15 protein-coding genes and 1 pseudogene are annotated in these 18,724 nt (G+C 68.5%); 4 read left to right on the forward strand and 12 right to left on the reverse strand.

Annotation, left to right across the window (positions count from 1 at the left end; genetic code table 11):
• Window positions 1-6: 6 nt before the first annotated feature.
• A complete protein-coding gene (locus AMA02S_RS20830) occupies window positions 7-1,539 on the reverse strand; it encodes an MFS transporter (protein WP_067461034.1) in 1,533 nt (510 codons plus the stop codon).
• 119 nt (window positions 1,540-1,658) lie between these two features.
• On the opposite strand from AMA02S_RS20830, the gene AMA02S_RS20835 reads away from it, so the two are divergent.
• A complete protein-coding gene (locus tag AMA02S_RS20835; protein WP_067461035.1) occupies window positions 1,659-2,399 on the forward strand; it encodes a CTP synthase in 741 nt (246 codons plus the stop codon).
• 75 nt (window positions 2,400-2,474) lie between these two features.
• On the opposite strand, the gene AMA02S_RS20840 is transcribed toward AMA02S_RS20835, so the two are convergent.
• The 6 genes from AMA02S_RS20840 to aroA form a co-directional block, all read right to left on the reverse strand.
• Window positions 2,475-2,711 (reverse strand): response regulator transcription factor, encoded by a 237-nt coding sequence (locus tag AMA02S_RS20840; protein ID WP_067461036.1) that lies wholly within the window; start codon window positions 2,709-2,711, stop codon window positions 2,475-2,477.
• 153 nt (window positions 2,712-2,864) lie between these two features.
• Entirely contained in the window at window positions 2,865-3,542 is a 678-nt protein-coding gene (locus tag AMA02S_RS20845) for an ATP-binding cassette domain-containing protein (protein WP_067461037.1), read from the reverse strand.
• On the reverse strand, window positions 3,539-5,209 hold the full coding sequence (locus AMA02S_RS20850) for a phosphate ABC transporter permease (protein ID WP_218005067.1): 1,671 nt from the start codon (window positions 5,207-5,209) through the stop codon (window positions 3,539-3,541). Before AMA02S_RS20850 ends, AMA02S_RS20845 begins: the two co-directional genes overlap by 4 nt.
• A 131-nt stretch (window positions 5,210-5,340) precedes the next feature.
• A complete protein-coding gene (locus AMA02S_RS20855) occupies window positions 5,341-6,243 on the reverse strand; it encodes a phosphate ABC transporter substrate-binding protein (RefSeq protein ID WP_084265418.1) in 903 nt (300 codons plus the stop codon).
• A 444-nt stretch (window positions 6,244-6,687) separates the two neighbouring features.
• The gene (gene gpmI, locus AMA02S_RS20860; RefSeq protein WP_067461039.1) at window positions 6,688-8,238 is read right to left on the reverse strand and encodes a 2,3-bisphosphoglycerate-independent phosphoglycerate mutase; all 1,551 of its coding nucleotides are present in this window, start codon (window positions 8,236-8,238) and stop codon (window positions 6,688-6,690) included.
• A complete protein-coding gene (aroA, locus tag AMA02S_RS20865) occupies window positions 8,238-9,548 on the reverse strand; it encodes a 3-phosphoshikimate 1-carboxyvinyltransferase (RefSeq protein WP_067461040.1) in 1,311 nt (436 codons plus the stop codon). Before aroA ends, gpmI begins: the two co-directional genes overlap by 1 nt.
• Before the next feature lie 306 nt (window positions 9,549-9,854).
• Here aroA and AMA02S_RS20870 point away from each other — a divergent pair, with 306 nt between their 5' ends.
• Both AMA02S_RS20870 and AMA02S_RS42020 read left to right on the forward strand, forming a co-directional pair.
• Entirely contained in the window at window positions 9,855-12,230 is a 2,376-nt protein-coding gene (locus AMA02S_RS20870) for a molybdopterin-containing oxidoreductase family protein (RefSeq protein ID WP_218005068.1), read from the forward strand.
• A 26-nt stretch (window positions 12,231-12,256) separates the two neighbouring features.
• Entirely contained in the window at window positions 12,257-12,631 is a 375-nt protein-coding gene (locus tag AMA02S_RS42020) for a hypothetical protein (protein ID WP_157430748.1), read from the forward strand.
• A 37-nt stretch (window positions 12,632-12,668) separates the two neighbouring features.
• Here AMA02S_RS42020 and AMA02S_RS45295 read toward each other — a convergent pair.
• The 4 genes and pseudogenes from AMA02S_RS45295 to AMA02S_RS20890 all read right to left on the reverse strand — a co-directional run.
• A pseudogene (locus AMA02S_RS45295) lies at window positions 12,669-12,779 on the reverse strand (heat-shock protein HtpX); the annotation flags it as partial.
• Window positions 12,780-13,949 (reverse strand): isochorismate synthase, encoded by a 1,170-nt coding sequence (locus AMA02S_RS20880; RefSeq protein WP_067461042.1) that lies wholly within the window; start codon window positions 13,947-13,949, stop codon window positions 12,780-12,782.
• Window positions 13,950-14,045: 96 nt separating this feature from the next.
• Window positions 14,046-15,302 (reverse strand): ArgE/DapE family deacylase, encoded by a 1,257-nt coding sequence (locus AMA02S_RS20885; protein ID WP_245667683.1) that lies wholly within the window; start codon window positions 15,300-15,302, stop codon window positions 14,046-14,048.
• Entirely contained in the window at window positions 15,299-16,246 is a 948-nt protein-coding gene (locus AMA02S_RS20890; protein WP_067461043.1) for a methionyl-tRNA formyltransferase, read from the reverse strand. The genes AMA02S_RS20885 and AMA02S_RS20890 overlap by 4 nt, the downstream gene beginning before the upstream one ends.
• 196 nt (window positions 16,247-16,442) lie before the next feature.
• Between AMA02S_RS20890 and AMA02S_RS20895 the strand changes: the two genes are divergently transcribed.
• Window positions 16,443-17,759, forward strand: a complete 1,317-nt coding sequence (locus AMA02S_RS20895; RefSeq protein WP_067461044.1) for a lysine N(6)-hydroxylase/L-ornithine N(5)-oxygenase family protein — start codon at window positions 16,443-16,445, stop codon at window positions 17,757-17,759.
• A 103-nt stretch (window positions 17,760-17,862) separates the two neighbouring features.
• Here the strand turns inward: AMA02S_RS20895 and AMA02S_RS20900 are convergent, their stop codons facing one another.
• Window positions 17,863-18,720, reverse strand: coding sequence for an ABC transporter ATP-binding protein (locus tag AMA02S_RS20900; protein ID WP_439951602.1), 858 nt, complete (start codon window positions 18,718-18,720; stop codon window positions 17,863-17,865).
• Between the last annotated feature and the right edge of the window lie 4 nt (window positions 18,721-18,724).

Genomic DNA, 18,724 nt, shown 5'->3' on the forward strand with positions numbered 1-18,724 from the left:
CCGAGTCTATGCGCCGGTGCGGGCCTGTTCGCCATGCAATGATCCTGCGGACGACTCCTCGGTCCGGCTCCGGGGCAGGACCACCGCTGAGAAGGCGGCGCCGACGAGGGTCGTTCCCACAGCGATCAGCGCGGCCCAGCTGAAGCCGTGTGTGAACGCTTCCTTGGCGCCCAGCACGACCTGCTCGGGCAGCTGTCCCGCCAGGCCGGAGGCCCCGGCCACCGATTCGCGGACGGCGTCGGCCGCCGCCGGGGGCAGCGCGCCCAGGTCCGGCAACTCGTCCCGGTAGACGCTGACGCTCACGCTGCCGCTGACCGCGATGCCCAGGGAACCGCCCACCTGCATCGCGGTGTCCGCCACGGCCGACCCCGCGCCCGCCTGGTGCTCGGCCGAGACGACGAGCAGCGCGTCCACGGCCGCGGGCAGGGCGATGCCCATCCCCAGCCCGAACACCGCCAACCCCATCAGCGCACGCCCGTCCGAGCCCACGTCGAGAGCGGCGAGGAATCCGAGCCCCGCGGCGCACAGCAGGAGACCGGAGGTCACCACGGCCCTCAGCCCGGCGCGCTCGACGAGCTTGGGCGACAGCGGCGCACCGATCATCATGGTGCCGATGGCCAGCATGCGCACCCCGGCCGCCAGCGGCGACAGATCCAGCACCGCCTGAAGATGCAGCGTGAGCAGGAAAAGGCCGCTGTACAGGCCGAACGACACGCAGGTGATGATCAGAGTCGATCCGCCGTAGCGTGCGTTCCGCAGCATCCCGACGTCCAGCATGGGGTGCGCGGTGCGGCGCTCGTGCACGATGAACAGGATCAGCAGCAGCAGGCCGAGACCGAGCGACCCCAGCGACAGGGGCGATGCCCAGCCGTAGTGCGGAGCTTCGACGAGGCCATAGACGACGGCCGTGAGTCCCGCGACCGACAGCAGCGCGCCTATCAGATCGAGTCCAGGGTGGTTCGGATCGCGGGACTCGGGGATCAGAGCGGCGCCGGCGATGAGGGCGACCGCGGCCAGCGGCACGTTGATCAGGAACAGCGAACCCCACCAGAACTTCTCCAGCAGCAGCCCGCTCACGACCGGTCCCAGCGGCACGCCGACGGCCGCGGCTCCGGACCAGATACCGATGGCCTTGGCCTGCTCCTCCACCGGGAAGATGTCCTTGATGATCGCCAGGGTGGCGGGCATCATCAGCGCGGCGCCGACGCCCATGAGAGTACGGAACGTGATCATCGCTTCGGCCGACGTGGACAGCGCCGCGCCCAGCGAGAAGAGCGCGAAGGCGCTGACTCCCAGCGCGAGCAGCCGTTTGCGGCCGAACCGGTCCGCCAGCCCGCCGGCCATGAGCAGGAGCCCGCCGAAGGCCAGCGCGTACGCGTCGACCGTCCACTGGAGCTGGCTGGTCGTCGCGTCCAGGTCACGCTGGATGCTCGGCAGCGCGAGGTTGAGGATCAGCGTGTCGAGCCCGATGAGAATCAGGCTCAGGCACAGCACGGCAAGGATCGTCCAGCGTCGCTGGTACGCGGTCGTACGGTCCACTGTGGCTCCCTAGGATGACGGGCCTCTTCCTATTCAGTAGCAGATGCTGTCTTCAACAGCAACAACTGTTGTTAGCAGAGTTGATATGTGTAAGACTGGGTAGAACGTCGGCTTAGACCATGCAGGGGGATGTTTTGACCGTCGCGACCCGGCCCCGTCTCGCCCTCGTCGGCGACCGGGGCAACCACAACGAACCGGCTCACCCGAAAATCGAGCGTCTGCTGTCATCGGAGGAGATCGACGCCGCCTGGGTGCCGACCACCGACGTCCACGATCAGAGCCCGCTCGAAGGCTTCGGCGCGGTCTGGCTGGTGCCTGGTGCGCCCTACAAGAACCAGCGCGGGGTCCACATCGCGGTGCGCTACGCCCGGGAGACGGGGCTGCCGTTCCTCGGCACCTGCGGGGGATTCTTCAGTGCCCTGATCGAGCACGCCCTGAACGTGCAGCGCCTGCCCGAGGTCCAGGGCGTGGACGAGGATCCCGAGAAGCTCCTGCCCCTGGTCATCCCGCTGGTCTGCTCGCTCACCGGGGAGAAGGCGCCGCTGACCATCGATCCTGGCACGCGCATCGCCGAGATCTACGGGGGAGCCACCGAGGCGCAGGAGGTCTTCCACTGCTCCTACGGCCTCGCCGCCGACTTCTTGACCACCGCCGGAGGGCACGAGGGCCTGCGTTTCACCGCCTGGGACGCCGAGGGGTCCCCGCGGGCGCTCGAACTGAGCGATCATCCCTTCTTCCTCGGCACGCTCTTCCAGCCCGAACTCGTCTCCGCGCCGGGAAGCCTGCACCCGATCCTCGCGACCTTCCTCAGTGCCGTACGCGGTCAACGGAGTACGGCCGACGTCCCCGAGGGTGCCTGATCCGGTCCCGGACGGGGAGAGCGGTCATTCATGGGCCCGGCGGTGAACGATGACGTTCCCGCCGGGTGCCACCGGTCAGCGCGGGCCCATGGCACGCATCCAGATGCTCACCGCCGCCGTGCGGGACCGGATGTCATGCCGTCGGAACACCCGTTCCAGGTAGGTGCGCACCGTGGCGGTCGAGAGACCGAGCCTGGCGGCGATCTCCTTGTCGGCCAGGCCCTCGGCGATCAACGCGACGACCTGCTGTTCACGTGGCGTGAAATGCGCGAAACCATCGTCAGAAGACTCTGATCGTGCCAAGTCGGTCACCCGCCGTTCCGCCGATGGCCTTACCTGCCCGACGGCGAACCCGCGCACTCGCCGTCCCGGCTCACGGTCCAGGTTGTATCAACAGGAAATACTGGTGTCAACGACGATCCTTGATTATTATCGGACGCCCTCGTCGCTACCGCGCGGGAGGGGTCAACGTCGGGCATCATCGGATGCTGCGAGCGGGACCGTGGTGTCGCACAGCCGTTCGAGCTGGGACGTGTCGTGGGAGACGACCAGAAAGGTACGGCGTCCGCGCAGGGAGTACAGGGTCTCCTCCACACTCGCCGCCGCCCGCTCGTCCAAGGCACTGGTCGGCTCGTCCAGGAGGATCATCTCCGGGTCGAGCGCAAGGGCCCTGGCCAAGGCCAGCCGCTGGCGCTGCCCGACCGAGAGCTCCGCCGCGGAGGCGCCCAACCGATCCCGCACCTCGTCCCAGAGCCCGACCTCGGCCAGCGCGGCCTCGGCCCGCTCCCGCAGCCGGGCTCGGGAGGCGCGGACCACATGCCGGATCCCGAACAGGACGTTGCCGAGAACGCTGTCGGGGAACACGACGGGGATCTGAGGGACGAGCACGGCGCGGGTGCGCAGGTCCGCCAGGTCCGCAGGCCGGCAAGCGAAGACGTCGGTGTCCAGTAGCCGGACCGTCCCCTCGGCGCTGAGCCCTTCCGGCAGGAGTCCGACCAGCGTTCGCAGTATGGTCGACTTGCCCGCGCCGGACGGACCGAACAGCCCGGTCACCTCACCGAGCGGCACGGTGAACGAAACCGGCCCCACCAGTGAACGCCCGTCCTTCAGCACTCGCAGGTCACGGATCGTGATGGCGTTCAAGGGCGTCTCCTTTCCAGACGTGCGCGGACCGGAACGACCGCGGCGAGAAGCAGCGCGATGAAGAGGACGAGGACGGCGGCTGCGCCCCACGCGGCGCGGATGGCCGTCGGATCCGCAGCGTCCTGAGCCAAGGTGAACACGTGCGTCGGCAGGCTCACCACCGGCGTGTCCACGACTCCGTCTGGAACGCCGCCGGCCCCGGCGAAGACCGTCGCGGTGAACAACAGCGGCGCGGTCTCTCCGGCCGCTCTCGCCAGCCCGAGCAGAAGGCCGGTGACCAGCGCCGGCCGGGCATGGGGCAGCAGCACCGAACGGACCAGCTGCGAGCGCCGCAACCCCAGCGCCCGAGCCGTCTCCAGCCGCTCCCGGGGGAGCCTGGCGAGTTGCGCGGACACCGCCAGCGCGACGATGGGGGTGGCGACGAGCCCGAGCAGCACGGCTCCCGCGAGCCAGCTCTTGCCCCACCCCAGGGTCGAGCCGAAGAACCAGTAGCCGGCCAGCCCGAGAAGGATCGAGGGCACCCCGCCCAACGTGACGACCACGGCCCGCAGCCAGCGTGCGGTGCGCCGCCCGGCGTACTCCTCGATGAGCAACGCGAAGGTCAGGCCGGCGGCCGCGGCGACACCCCCCGCGGACGCGACGAGCAGGAGGGTACCGGTGATCTGATCGCGGACGCCGCCGCCGCTGGCACCGGCCGAGGGGGTCGTCCAGAAGGCCGGATCCAGGGCGGCCGTTCCGCGCACGGCGATTCCGGCGGCGATACCGGCCACCAGAAGGACGGGAGCCGCCAGCGACATCCGCAGGAGCACCATCGCCGTCCTGTCGCGGGCGGCACGGCGGCGGCGTGCTCCGCGGCGGCTCCTCAGCAGCCGGCCGGGCCGGTTCAGCCGGTTCGACTGGGCGAGGACGGTCAGCCCGGCGACGATGAGGAGCAGAACCACCCCCAGTGCGCTCAACGCGGCCCAGTGCGCGCCGCTCGTCCCGGCCAGCAAAGGCTCGGGCCCGCCGAGTTTCGTGGTGAGCGTCTGGCCCGGTCGCAGCACGCTGTGGAGCATCTGCTCTGGACCGGCCGGAAAGGGACCGTCCGCCCGACCGATCACCAGGAAGACCGCGACCGTCTCACCGAGCGCGCGGGCCAGGCCCAGCACGGCCGCCGCCAGCATTCCGCCACGCGCGGCGGGGAACACGGCGGAGGCGACGACCTCGATCCGCGACAGCCCCAGCGCGGCGGCCGTCTCGCGGACCCCGTCGGGAACGTCGGCGAGAGCATCGACCGACACCGACACCACCGTGGGAAGGACCATCACACCGAGCAGGAGCCCGGCGGTCAGGATGCTGTCCCCGCCCGTGATACCGAAGAATTCGGCGATCAGCGGGCGCAGCAGCGCCACCCCCAAAAGCCCGTACACGATGGAGGGCACCGCGGCGAGAAGTTCCACCACCGTCCGCAGCGGTCTGCGCCAGCGGGCCGAGCTCGCCTCGTGGAGGGCCAGTGCGGACGCCCACCCCAGCGGGACGGCGACCGCAAGGGCGATGACGCTGACGATGGCGGTGCCCCACACCATCGAGGCGGCACCGAACAGCCCCCATTGCGGGCTCCACACGTCCGTACCGAACAGACGCCACCAGTCGATGGGCCCCGAACTCACCCCGGCTACGAGGTACACCACGAGGACTATGGCGCTCGCAGCCACCGCCACGCTGCCCGCGGCCACCGAAGCCGTGGCCCACGTGGAACCGCGCGGTCGGGTGCGGCGAACACCGGGCCTGACCCACGGCGCCCGGCGTGCCGAGGCGCTCATCGTTGCCCGAGCCGGGCGAGGTTCAGGTAGCCGTGCCTGGTGACCAGGCTCTGGCCCTGTGTAGAGAGCACGTAGTCGATGAGCTTTCGGGTGTTCCCGGCGGGCTTCCCGTTGGTGATGAGGAACAGCGATCTCGACAGCGGGTAGCGTTTGGCCGCGACGTTCTGCGGAGTGAGTTCGATACCATCCACCCGCACGGTGGCCAGCTCAGGGCGGCCCTCGACGAACGCCGACGAGAGCGGTGCGACCGACCCGGGCGTGGTCAGGAGCTTGGTCCGTGTCTCCTCGTTTCCGCCGACGATGGCGTAGCGGCCGCTGCCGGGTGGCGCGGGCGGAGCCGCCCCGTCCTGGTAGAGGTATTTGTCGAGGACCTCTCTCGTTCCGCGGCCCGGCTCCTTGTCGAAGACATAGACCGGCAGGTCGGGGCCGCCGAACTCTTTCCAGTTGGCCGTTTTTCCTTCGAAGATGCGTTTGAGCTGGTCACGGGAAAGCGATGTCGTCCCGCTCTCGTAGACGTTCCTGCGGATGATGATGCCGACGGCGTCCCGGCCGATCTCGGTGGCGACGAAGTCGACCTTGGGGAAGCGCTTTCGATCGGCGTCGGAGAGCGGCTTGGAACTCATGGCCACGTCGATCTGCCCGGAGCCGAGTTGGGAGATCCCACCCGCGGATCCTCCCTGAGTGTCGACGGAGACTTTGATCCCCTGGCCGCCTAACGCGTGACCCGCGTCGGCCACCACGGGATTCACCGTGGTCGAACCGCTGACGCGAACGGTGTCACCGCCGCCTCCTCCCTTGCCGGCGCAGCCCGCGACGGCGGTGCAGAGCAGGAGGCTTCCTCCGATGGCGGTGAGCTGATACGGACCCGTCCTCTTCCGTTTCGGATGCCGTCGTCTCATGAACTACCTCCGCACGGTACGAGCGGGGCGGAGCAATTCCTCACCGGATCCGCGCCGCCAAGTGATCCACATTTTATTCGCCTAAATATTACCTAGTCTATACCTGGAATTCACGAGATAGACACTTGTTACCCGCGGGAGGCGGTCGAGATTTCTGTGCAGGCCGACTGCGGAAATGATGAGGCGCATATGCGCAGATATCCGTAGGCGGGCATGGGGAATTACCCCTCGCTCGTCGCGAGTGAGGGGCATAACGTCGTCCGCTCACGGAAAACGCGCAGTGTGAATTTGCTCGTCCGGGGTGGAGTGGGCATTCCCGAAAAGGCCCCACCGTCTTCCGTGCAGGTCCGGCCGCAGGCCGTGCGTGACCGCAAACGGAAGCGTCTCACCCGGGAGCCCGGGACATCCTCCTCATCAGCATCGTGGCTTGTCCCCGGATCGCTCCTAGCCGATCAAGGGTGGCGCGGTCATCGTGGCGGGGTGGGGGAGATCGAGCAGGCGCAGCACGGTGGTCCCCACAGAGGGCAGCGCGGGGCGGCGGGGTCCCGAGGGTGCTGTGAGGACGGCGGTCCCCGCAGGCATCAGCAGGCAAGGAACCGGGTTGGTGGTGTGCCCGCCGTAGGCAGCACTGATACCTTCCGCGGCTGCCGCCTGGAGCATCTGTTCACCATTCCCGTGGTCTCCGACCAGCAGCACCCATCGCCCTGCGGTCCGTGCCGCCGCGCGGATCTCGCCCACGGCTCCGTCCACCGCCTCGGTCGCCCGGACCGTCGCCGCGTGGTCGCCCGTATGGCCGACCACGTCGATGTTCGCGAGATTGGCGATCACGAGGTCGACGTCATCCCGACTCGCGGCGGCGATGACCTCGGCGACGACCAGGGGGAGGTTCATCGAGGGCCTGGACCGGTAGTCATCGGTTCCGGACGGTACCTGGATCCGTTCCTCGCCCTTACGGGGCCGGGCGTCGCGCCCGTTGATGAAGAACGTGACATGCTCGAACTTCTCACGCTCGGCGATGCGAACCGAGCGTGCGCCTGCGGCCTCCAGCGCGTCGGCGAGCCCGCCGCCCGCGTCTGCCCGGGGCACCAGCGGCCGGACGTCGGTTCGCGTGTCGTACTGCGCGAGGCTCAGCAGGCGGACCCTCTCGCGCCCGCTACCGGCCAGCCGGTCGGCGATGGCGTCGACGAGCGGCGCCGTTCGATCACTGCGGAAGTTGGCGAACAGGATCACATCGCCGTCCACGACGGTGCCGGTCCCCGGCCGGCCCCAGGTGCCGATCGCCGTCGCGCGGATCCATCCGTCGCCAGAATCGGACTCGTCGGGGACCGCCCTGCGGACGTGGGGTACCGTCCGCTCGGCCTCGCCGTCCAGGATCAGGCGTACCGCCCGGTCGGTCAGAGCGATGTCTCCGCTCTTGTCCATCGCGTAGTTGCGTCCGATGACCGTGGCGTATGCGCCCGTCCCGGCTTCGTCGGCCAGCGTGCCCAGTCGTTCCAGATGGCCCGCGGCCGACCCGTCTGCGACATCCCGCCCATCGGTGATCGCGTGCAGCCGGACCTCGGGCCGGCCGGCTCCCGCTGCGGCGCGCAGCAGTTCGCCCAAGTGCGCGATGTCGGAGTGGATGCGCCCGTCCGAGCACAGTCCGACGAGATGCAGTGTTCCGCCACGGCCCGCGAGCTCGGCGCACACCTGACGCAGCAGCGGATCCTCGCGCAGGGTCCCGTTTCGTACACGCTCCTCGACCAGCAGACTGTCGTAGGTGACGGGGCGCCCCGCGCCGATCACGAGATGACCGATCTCGGAGTTGCCGACGACGCCCTCGGGGAGCCCGACCGCCGTTCCGGACGCGTCCAGGAGCAGCCCGGGATGCGTCTCCTCCAACTCGTCCAGAACCGGTGTACGAGCCGCCGCGATGGCGTTGCCGGGGCCCGGTGCCGTCCTTCCCCACCCGTCGAGGATCAAGAGCACCCCGCCGCGTCCGGCCGATCCCGCCATCACCGGACCCCACGCAGATCATCGAGCCGCTGCCAGAAGGCCGGGAAGGACTTCCGCACGCAACCCGGGTCACGAATCACCGTCCCCGGCGTGCGTAGTCCCGCGATGGCGAAGGCCATGGCGATGCGGTGGTCGTCGTAGGTGTCGATGACGGCGCCGCGCGGCTCGGCGCCTCCCGAGATCGTCATGCTGTCGTCGGTCGTCTCCACCTCCACCCCCATCTTGCGCAATTCGGCGCTGACGGCCTCGATGCGGTCACACTCCTTGAGGCGCAGATTCCCGATGCCGGTGATGTGCGTGACGCCCTGCGCGTACGCCGCGACGACGGCCAGGGTGGGAGCCGTGTCCGGCATGGACTCCATGTCCACCTCGATTCCCCGCAACGGCCCCCCGGTCAGGACGATCGCGTCATCCTCCCGGTCGGGGACGCAGCCCATCCGGGCCAGGACGTCGACGAGCGCGACGTCGCCCTGGACCGAGCCGGCACCGATGCCCGGAATCCGGACCCGGCCGCCGAGGATCGCGGCCGCGGCAAGGAAGTAGGACATGCCGGAGGCGTCGGGCTCGACGGTGATGTCGCCGCCGCCGTAGCGTCCGTGGGCGACGCGGAAACGGGAGTACCCTTCGCGTTCCACCTCCACGCCCGCCTTCGCCATGGCGGCGACCGTGATGTCGACGTAGGGCTTGGAGACCAGGTCGTTCACCACCGTCACCTCGACTCCCTCGGGTGCGGCCGGAGCGCTGATGAGCAGGCTGGTGGTGAACTGGCTGCTGACATCGCCGCGGATCCTCGTAGCGCCGCCCGAGAGCGCCGGTCCCTCGATCGCGACAGGAGGCGATCCGTTGCCGCGTAGCGCCGTCGCCTGCACCCCCAGGAGACCGAGGGCGTCGAGCAGGTCACCCATCGGCCGCTCGCGCATCCGGTCGTTGCCGGTGATGACGGTCCGGCCCTCGGCGAGCGCCGCCATCGTGATCAGTAGCCGCAGGCCCGTTCCGGCGTTGCCCATGAAGATGTCGTCCTCGGGTGCGCGCATCGGCCTCCCGGTTGGAACGATCTCGATGGTGTTCGCGGCCTCGTCGAGAGCGACCTCCACATGGTCGAAGGCGGCGACACCCCTGGCGAGCAGGGTCGTGTCCTGGGCGAGCAGTGCGTTGTGAAGCGTCACCGGCTGTCCCGAGAGCGCGCCGATGGCGATGAACCGATTGGTGTAGCTCTTGGAGCCGAGCACCTCGACGGTGGCGTCGATCTCCTTGAGCGGCGCGATCTCCAGTTCGTCCAGCGAAAGTCTCGGATCCGCAGTGACAGTCAATCTTGCTCCTTTGAGGAACCCGATGCGCTTTTTGCTCACGGTGCCCCAGGCATAGGCGACTGTCCATATCCACCGGCTGTCGAGTACACGAGAAGCGGCGCGTCACTAAGCCGCCATCGTGGCGTCGCTAGCGCGCTGACCGGCGCAATCACGCGCTAACGTTCATCAAAATCCAAAACAGTGCACATTGCGGCAGCTCTGTCAAGTCGGCAAAACCAACTACAACGTGGCACGTTCCCGCGGCCTAGGCTTTTCCCAGGACAGAAGAAGAAGCACGATTTGCGGTCGTGTCCAAGGGGGGATTTCGTGCGAGACGATTCCGGGGTCATCGATTTTCGCGATCAATCCGCCGCGCTGACCCCGGACCGGGTCGTCCGCACCAGTTGCCAGTTCTGCAACGCCAACTGTGGTTTACACGTCGACCTCAAGGCCGGCCGTGTGATCGGTATCCGTGGCGAGCGGCGTGACCGCGTGCAACGGGGGAACATCTGCGTCAAAGCCGACATGATGGCTGATCTCGCCTACAGCCCGCATCGTCTGACCCGGCCACTCCGGCGCACCTCAGGGGCCAAGGGGTCCGCGGACTCGGTGTTCGAGGCGATCTCCTGGGACTCGGCTCTGGACCTTATCGCCGAACGCCTGCTCGGATTGCGGGACGAGGGGAACGCGCACACGATCGCCAACAGGACCACCGGCCGGCTCCCTCGGGGAGTCGACGCGCTGGTCGGTCGGTTGTTCGCCCTTCTGGGCAGTCCCAACAACACCGATGTCGGGCCCGTGTGCAATGACGCGGGTGCGGACGCGCTGCGGGCGACATTCGGTCTGGGCAACTTCACCAACGGCTACGGCCGGGACGAGGCGACCGGAAAGGAAGATCTCGGCTCGTCCCGTTACCTGCTGTTCTTTGGCACCAACCAGGCCGAGACGCATCCGGTCACCTTCGACTATCTGCTGCGGGCCCGCGAGAGGACGGGAGCCCGACTGGTCGTCGTCGACCCGCGTCTCACCCCTACCGGGGCCGAGGCCGACCAATGGATCGCGCCCAAGCCCCACACCGATCTGGCCCTCGTCCTTGGCATGCTTCACCACATCCTGGCCGAAAACCTCTACGATCACGCGTTCGTCGAGCGCTGGGTCCTGGGATTCCGAGAGCTGAGGGAACACGTTCGGGAACAGGGGTACGACCCGGGCTGGGCCGCCGCCGTCACAGGAGTGCCCGAAGCGGAGATCAGACGGATCGCAGTCGACTACGCCACCATGAAACCGGCGGCCATCTTCTGCAACGCAGGCGTGTCGCACCAGCTGTCGGCCTTCGACACCTACCGGGTCATCTGCTTCCTGGCAGCGGTCACGGGCAACATCGGCAGGCTGGGCGGCGGCTGCAACTTCATGCACAACACCTGGCCCGGCGAACTGAGATTGCCACAGTTGACAGGCCCGCTCCCCGAGCGGCCACTCGCCCTTCCCGTGGGTCCTGATTCCTTCGCGTCATCGATCCTGACCGGGGAGCCGTACCGGCTCAGAGCCGTCATCACCGAGGGCAATCCCCTGTTGGCGTCGGCCAATACCGAGCGCGTCAAGGGGGCGTTCGCCGAGCTCGACTTCTTCGTCTACACCGGCCTGTTCATGGAGGAGGCCGCCTACTACGCCGACGTCATCCTCCCGGTCTGCAGCGGGCTGGAACTCGACGGCGTCTACATGCGGCGGGACGACCGCGCCATACGCTGGCAGGAGCGAGCGCTGGCCCCAGTCGGGGACTCCCGCCCCGACTGGCAGATCTGGATCGATCTGGCCCATGCGCTGGCTCGCGCCGACCAGCACAGACCGTCCACCTATTGGACCGATGCCTTTCCCGAGGAGTGGAAGGAGTACCGGACACTTTGGTCCCAGTTCGTAGCCCACACACCTGGAATGGCGGGGATGTCCGCCGAACGCATGAAAGCGCGCACCGAACCTCTGCGCTGGCCATGTCCGTCGCCACGACATCCTGGCGTCAGCGCGCTTTTCCTTGATCATCAATCGTGGTACGAAGCCGCGGCTTCTCTGGGACATCCCAGGAAGCGATTTCTCACCCCGAGCGGCAAGGTGGAGATTCACACCGAGACCCTGGATCGGGAACTCGCCTCAGCGGGGCACGCCGCGCTCCCGGTCTTCTATACCCATCCCGAGGTCACCGGCTCGAATCCGACAATAGCCTACGAACCAGGTTTCATCCCCAACCCGTTGCACCCCGGTGCTGTCACGCGAAAGGTCCGCATCGGTGTCCCTTCGGATGCGGAGGTGCATGACCGCTACCCCCTCATGGGAATGACGGGCCGTCCTAGCGTCGTGCACTTCGCCTCGGTCACCCACTGGACCGACGCGGGAAAGAGGATCAACGGTATCCGTTTCGTCCAGATTCACCCCACGCTCGCCCGTCGCCTGAACATCGCGGACCACGATCCGGTCCTTGTCGAGACGCCGCGTGGCGCCATCACGGGGACGGCCCTCCTGTGGGAGGGGATCAGAGAAGACACGATCTTCATTCCCCACGGTTTCGGTCCCGCCCAGGTCGTGGGAGATGTCACCCGGGCTCCCCGCTACAAGGCTACAAACACGCTTTCGGATGACCGCTATTACGACAACCTTTCCGGTCAGCTAGCCTACAAATGCTTTGCCTGTCGCGTCAGCAGAGCGACCTGATCACAACAGCGAGCCCAGAGGTGCAGATGTCGACGTCCATCCCAATACCGCGCGAACGCGGAAAATCGGGCTCCCTCGCTCCCGATCGACTCGCCGAGCCGCGCAATCCCTTCTTCGCAACAGCATTCGCCACCGGCTCCCAGGCGCTCTCGGTGGATATCGGGCCCGGCCTGTGCGGTGTGGTGCGGTCAAGCCCGTCCGGTGACAGGCATGTCCTGTGCGTCAGCAACACCGCTGACGAAGCTCAGACCTTCCAGCCGGTCGCCTACCTTCCAGCCGAGAACACCGACGAACTGGTCTTCCTCACCGGGAACATGGAGACCCTCGCATCTACCTCTGGCGATCTCCTGGTCCGGCTTCCGGCAGGGCAGTTCGCATGGCTCGGCTGGCCCGCTCGCTGAGCTCGGCCTGCCAGATCACCCGCAGAACCCGCTTCTACCGCTCGCCGGGGAAGACGGGGCAGGTGTCGCCGCAGCCCATCGTGACGCGCACGTCGCTGGCCCAGACGGCGTCGTCGGTCAGGACGTTGGGGATTTCAGCGGAGATGTCTCATGGATTCGGGTCGATGCCAAGGGCGCGCAGCATGGTCTGGAGTTCGGCGGAGGTCTCGGCGAGCTCGCCGTCCGGGGTGGAATCGGCGACGACGTCGGCTCCGGCGTAGATGCGGGTCTCCGATGGCGAGACCTCGGCACACCGGAACGTCATGGCCCATTCGCCGTCGCCTGAGACGTCGCACCAGCCGACGGCCCCGCTGTAGAAGCCGCGGTTGAGCTTCTCGATCCGCTTTATCAGAGCGCGGGCCTCCGCCGCTGGGGTGCCGCAGACGGCCGGGGCCGGATGCAGCGCCGCGAACAGGTGCAGCGAGGAGATCTCGGGCGAGGCGAGCCTTCCGGTGATCTGTGTGCTCAGGTGCCACATCGTGGCGGTCTTCACCAGTGCCGGCCTGTCCGGAATGGTCAGCTCCGCGCAGTAGGGATTCAGCCCGCCCGCGACCGCCTCCACCACGACGGCGTGCTCGCGCAGGTCCTTGTCCGAGTTGAGCAGTGCCTGGCCGGACTCGGTGTCCCGGGCCGGATCGGGGTGGCGGGGCGCCGATCCCGCCAGCGGACGAGCCGAGACCAGCGCTCCGGACCGCCGGACGAGCAGTTCGGGGCTGGTCCCGATCAGCACCCGCCCGGCCAGCAGGTCCACGGCGAAGACATAGGCGTCGGGATCGTCGTGCGCTAAATGCCGCAGTAGCCTTCCGGGGTCAGCGCCCATCACGTTGTTCAGCCGTACCGAGCGTGCCAACATCACCTTTTCCAGGTGTCCGTTGCGCAGTTCTTCCAAAGCGGCGGTAACAGCCTGCTTGTATTCGTGGGGTGAAGGAATCTGTTCAATGTTGGAATAGGACGGTGTTATGGGTCCGGCGACCGGGGACACGCTGCCCGAACGGGTCCACTGGACCGCGGAAGGAACGGTCAGCCGTGCCGGGATGTCCGCGCGAAAGGGGATCGCACCCACCAGCATCGGTCGCGGGTGGTCGTCGGCCACCCGATCCAGCGTGGTCCGCATCCGCATCAGCATCGTGGCGGGGTCGCGGGCGTTGCAGCTCGGCAGCGTCTCCAGCACGCCCTGTGCGAGCAAAGTGTGCCGGGGTGAGCGGAAGAAGAACGAGCGACCCGGCCGGTACCCGTCCAGCGGGTCGATGCCACGAGGAGCGTGCGTCAGGTTGCTCAATGCTCTTCCGTTCCGTGAGTGACTCGGGACGCAACGCCGCCGCTGTCGAGGCGGTCGTGCTTGGCGGCTTGGCTTCGGCCGGCGACGGGCAACCTGTCAGTTCCACACGCGGCAGTGGGAGAGGGCGAGTGCGACGAGGGTCCGGGCGGTGGTGCCCACCTCGCTGAGGGCCACGCACTCGTCGGGGGCGTGCATGCGGGCGATGTCGCCTGGGCCGTACTGGACCGTGGGGATGCCGCCGAGACCGGTGAGAAGGCGTAGATCGCTGCCGTATGGGGCACCCCAGACAGCCGGGCTGGTGCCGGTGCCGGTGGCGTGTGCCTCGGTGAGCCGTTTCAGCAGGTCGCCGTCCGCGCCGGGGAGGCGCCCAGAGGCGAACCGACCGCCCCACCACTCGACCTCCACAGGGTGGCGGCACAGCCAGGCGTCGGAGGCGCAGACATTGGCCACCGTTTCCTCCAGTGCTCGCCGTGCGGCCTGTTCGGATTCGCCCAGGGCGACGCCGATGCGGCCCTCGGCGACCAGGTCACCCGGGACCGTGGACGACCAGTCGCCCGCGTGGACGGTTCCGATCTCGATCGCGTATGGGAGGTCCCACCGTTTCATCAGGGGGTCGACGTCGGTGTTACGGCGGTGTTCCAGGGCTCGCAGCGCGGTGAAGACCGGGAGGAACTTCTCTATCGCGCTTACTCCGTCGGAACGCCGGGCGGCGTGGGCTGCGCGGCCGCGTATCCGGAGTCGGAACGTCAGCGCGCCCGCGTTGGCGGGGACGACGTCCAGCCCGGTGGGCTCGGGGATGACACAGGCATCGGCCCGCCAGCCACGCTTGAGAAGGGCATAGGTTCCCATGCCACCGTCCTCCTCACCGGGCACGCAGGCGATCAGCACGTCGCCGCGGAGCGGCCTGCGGCGAAGCGCGCGCATCGCGAGCAGCGAGGCCACCAGGCCGCCCTTCATGTCGCAGGCGCCGCGTCCGTACAGCAGGTCGCCGTCAACACGGCCGCTGAACGGGTCGTCGCTCCAGGCGGACGGGTCACCGGCTGGGACGACATCGACGTGGCAGTTCAACATGAGCGAGGGGCCGCCACCGGTGCCGGGCAGACGGCCGACGAGCCCCCAGGCCCGGGTTCTGGCGACCTCCATGCCGGGGAAGTCGATCTCGGTGGTGACCTGGCCCAGGGGGATGGGCCAGTGGTCGACCTCCAGGCCCTCGGCTCGCAGCCACGTGGCGAGGCGGTCCTGGATCTGTGCTTCCGCGGGCGATCCGCCGGTGCTGGGGATGCGAACCAGCTCGGAAAGGAGCTCGGCCATGCCCGCGACATCATCCTGCGTGCCGCCGGTGGCGAAGGTCACGGGCGGTCAATGAGGTAGCCGCCCATGGTCTGGAAGAACTCGGTGGCGGGCAGGTCGGTGTCGTCGTCGGTGCGAACCCTCTCGATGACGAGGCCGTGGTTGCGTCCGCGGTGAGCGTCCGCCCCGGCGACGATGACAACGCCGTCGCCCTCGCGGATGAAGACGCGTCCCGGCGTGCCGCCGTAGACGCCCTTGGAGACCGACGCCTTCAGCACTCGGACACGCTGCCCCTTGTAGTGGGTGAAGGCGTTGGGATACGGGTCGGACTGCGCGCGGACCAGACGTTCGATGCCCTCGGCGGGCCAGGACCAGTCGATGCGGCTGTCCTCGATGGAACGTTTGTGGAAGAAGCTGGCCCTGGTGCGGTCCTGCGGGGTGAAGTCGGTACGGCCGGAGGCGAGCAGGTCGAGCGCCTCGCTGACGATCGGGCCGAGCAGGTCGACGGTGCGGTGGAACAGGTCGGTGGCGGTGTCGGTGGGGCCGACCGGGACCGCGCGCTGGACGACGACATCACCGGCGTCCAGCTCGTCGTTCATCATGTGGGCGGTGACCCCGACCTCCTGCTCGCCGTTGATGAGCGCCCAGACGATCGGGGAGAAGCCCGCGTAGGCGGGGAGCAGCGAGTCGTGGATGTTGAGGGTGCCGCGCGACGGGAGGTTGAAGATCTGCGGCGGGATCCAGGTCCGCCAGTTGTTGGCGACGATGAGGTCGGGGTCGGCGTCCTTGAGCCGGCCCATCAGTTCTTCGTCGTCGGGCCGGTTGCGCAGCAGTACCGGTACGCCGTGCTCGGCGGCCAGGTCGGCGACCGAGTCGTCCCAGATCTTCTCGTAGGCGTGGTCGCTCTTGGGGTGCGTCACGACAAGTGCGACCTCGTGTCCCGACTCCAGAAGCGCCTGGAGTGTCCGGTGCCCCCATGTCTGGTAGCCGAACATCACGACCCGCATGCGGCCTCCTTGTGCGGACAAACAGCGGAGGTTAGGCTCACCTCCGTTAGGTGAGGCTAACCTAATCTAAATATCGCACTGTGGGAAGCCTGCAGGTGTGCGCGATCTGCCTGGAACGCGCCGCGTACACCGGCCTCGCTCCGCCCGGAACGCATGACTCCCGACCCAGGTGTCCGCCCTCTGGAAAGGCTCTTCCATGCCCCCCTCGGACATGCCCGTACACGATCTCGTCGGCATCGGCTTCGGCCCCTCCAACCTCGCCCTGGCCATCGCCTTGCGGGAGCGGCAGGCGCGAACCGGCGACGCGGTCGACGCGGTGTTCCTCGAGAAGCAGCCGGCGTTCGGCTGGCACCGCGGAATGCTCATCGAGGGCACGACCATGCAGGTGTCCTTCCTGAAGGATCTGGTCACCATGCGCAACCCGGCGAGCGGCTTCGGCTTCCTCAGCTACCTGCATGACCGTGGTCGGATGGCCGACTTCATCAACCACAAGACGATGTTCCCCTCACGGGCGGAGTTCCACGACTACCTGGAATGGGCTGCGGCCGCGTTCGACGAGCAGGTCGAGTACGGCTCGGAGGTCGTCGGGGTGACCCCGATCGTCGTCGACGGTGTCGTCGAGTACGTCGACGTCGTGGTGCGGCAGGGCGACCGCTCCGATGAGCTGACCACGCGGCGCGCTCGGAACCTGGTCATCGCCGCCGGGCTGGAGCCGGTGCTGCCCGAGGGGACCGCTGACAGCGAACGGATCTGGCACACCGAGGAACTGCTCGACCGCGTGACCGGCCTGCGCGACCCGCGGCGGCTGCTGGTGGTGGGCGCTGGGCAGAGCGCCGCCGAGGCGACCGACTACCTGCACCGCACCTTCCCCGACGCCGAGGTCTGTGCGGTCTTCACCAAGTACGGCTACACGCCTGCCGACGACAGTTCCTTCGCCAACCGTGTCTTCGACCCGGAGGCGGTCGACCACTTCTTCACGGCCCCCGACGAGGTGAAGCGGATGCTGATGGACTACCACGGCTCCACCAACTACTCGGTGGTCGACCTGGAGCTCATCGACGAGCTTTACCGGCGGCACTATCAGGAGAAGGTGGCGGGCAAGGAGCGGCTGCGGATCCTCAACGCCTCGCGCATCGTCGACGTCGTGTCCGAGGGCGCCGGCCTGCGGTCCACGGTGGAGTTCCTGCCGACCGGCGGACGCACCACGCTGGCCGCCGACGTTCTCGTCTACGCGACCGGCTACCGGCCGCGCAACCCGCTGACCCTGCTCGGCGGGGTGGGGGAGTACTGCCTGCGACACTCCGTCGGCGCCGTACGTGTTGAACGTGATTACCGCATCGCCACAAGCGGGGCGATGAGGTGCGGTATCTACCTGCAGGGCGCCACCGAGCACACGCACGGTATCGGCTCCACGCTGCTGTCCAACACGGCCGTCCGCGCCGGTGAGATCGCCGATTCGATCAGCGAACGCCTGGGTTCCATCGACCGGGACCCCTACGCCGTGGGCCGCTGACCCGCAGACGAACCCCCCGGCCGCCCGCGTCGAGCCTCCCGTCCGCAGACCCCCGCCCCGCGCCGGAACTCCGTGACGCGGGGCGGAACGGCGGCGCCCCGGGTCAGGGGGCGGCGACTTCGTCGTGCGGCCGTCCGTGGTGGCGTCCGATGGGGATGATCAGAGGCGTGCCGCTGACCGGGTCGGCGGTGACCTGGCAGCGCAGCCCGAAGACGTCCTCGACCAGGACCTCGGTGACCACCTCGCCGGGGGGTCCCTCGGCCACGATCGCACCCGACTTCATCACGATGACGTGGTCGGCGTACCGGCACGCCTGGTTCAGGTCGTGCAGCACCATGACCACGGTGCGGTGCTCGCGCCGGTTCAGGTCGACGACCAGGTCGAGCACGTCGATCTGGTGGGCGAGGTCCAGGTAGGTCGTCGGCTCGTCCAGCAGAAGGATCGGCGTGCCCTGCGCGACGGCCATCGCGATCCAGGCGCGCTGCCGCTGCCCACCCGACAGGTCGTCCACGGGCCGCGTGGCGTGCTCCAGCATCCCGGTCGAGCGCAGCGCCGCGGTCACCGCGTCCTGGTCGGCGGACGACCACTGTCGCCACCACGTCTGATGGGGGGCGCGGCCCTGCCCGACCAGATCCATGACCGTGAGGCCTTCGGGGGCGACCGGCGCCTGCGGCAGGATGCCCAGGCGCCGCGCGACCTGTTTCGTCGGAATGGCATGGATGGCTTGGCCGTCGAGGTGTACGGCGCCGCCGCGCGGTGTCAGCAGCCGGGCCAGCGCGCGCAGCAGGGTGGACTTCCCGCACGCGTTCGCGCCGATGATGACGCTGATCCGCCTGGGCGGGACGACCAGGTCGAGGTCCTGGACCACCACACGGTCGTCGTAGGCCAGCCGCAGACCGTCCGCCCGCAGGTCCGGTTCGGCCGCGGTGTCGTCGTGGGTGCCGTCGACGGGGGCGGAGATGTGG

The organism is Actinomadura macra NBRC 14102 (assembly GCF_001552215.1).
GTDB classification, from domain to species: Bacteria; Actinomycetota; Actinomycetes; order Streptosporangiales; family Streptosporangiaceae; genus Spirillospora; species Spirillospora macra.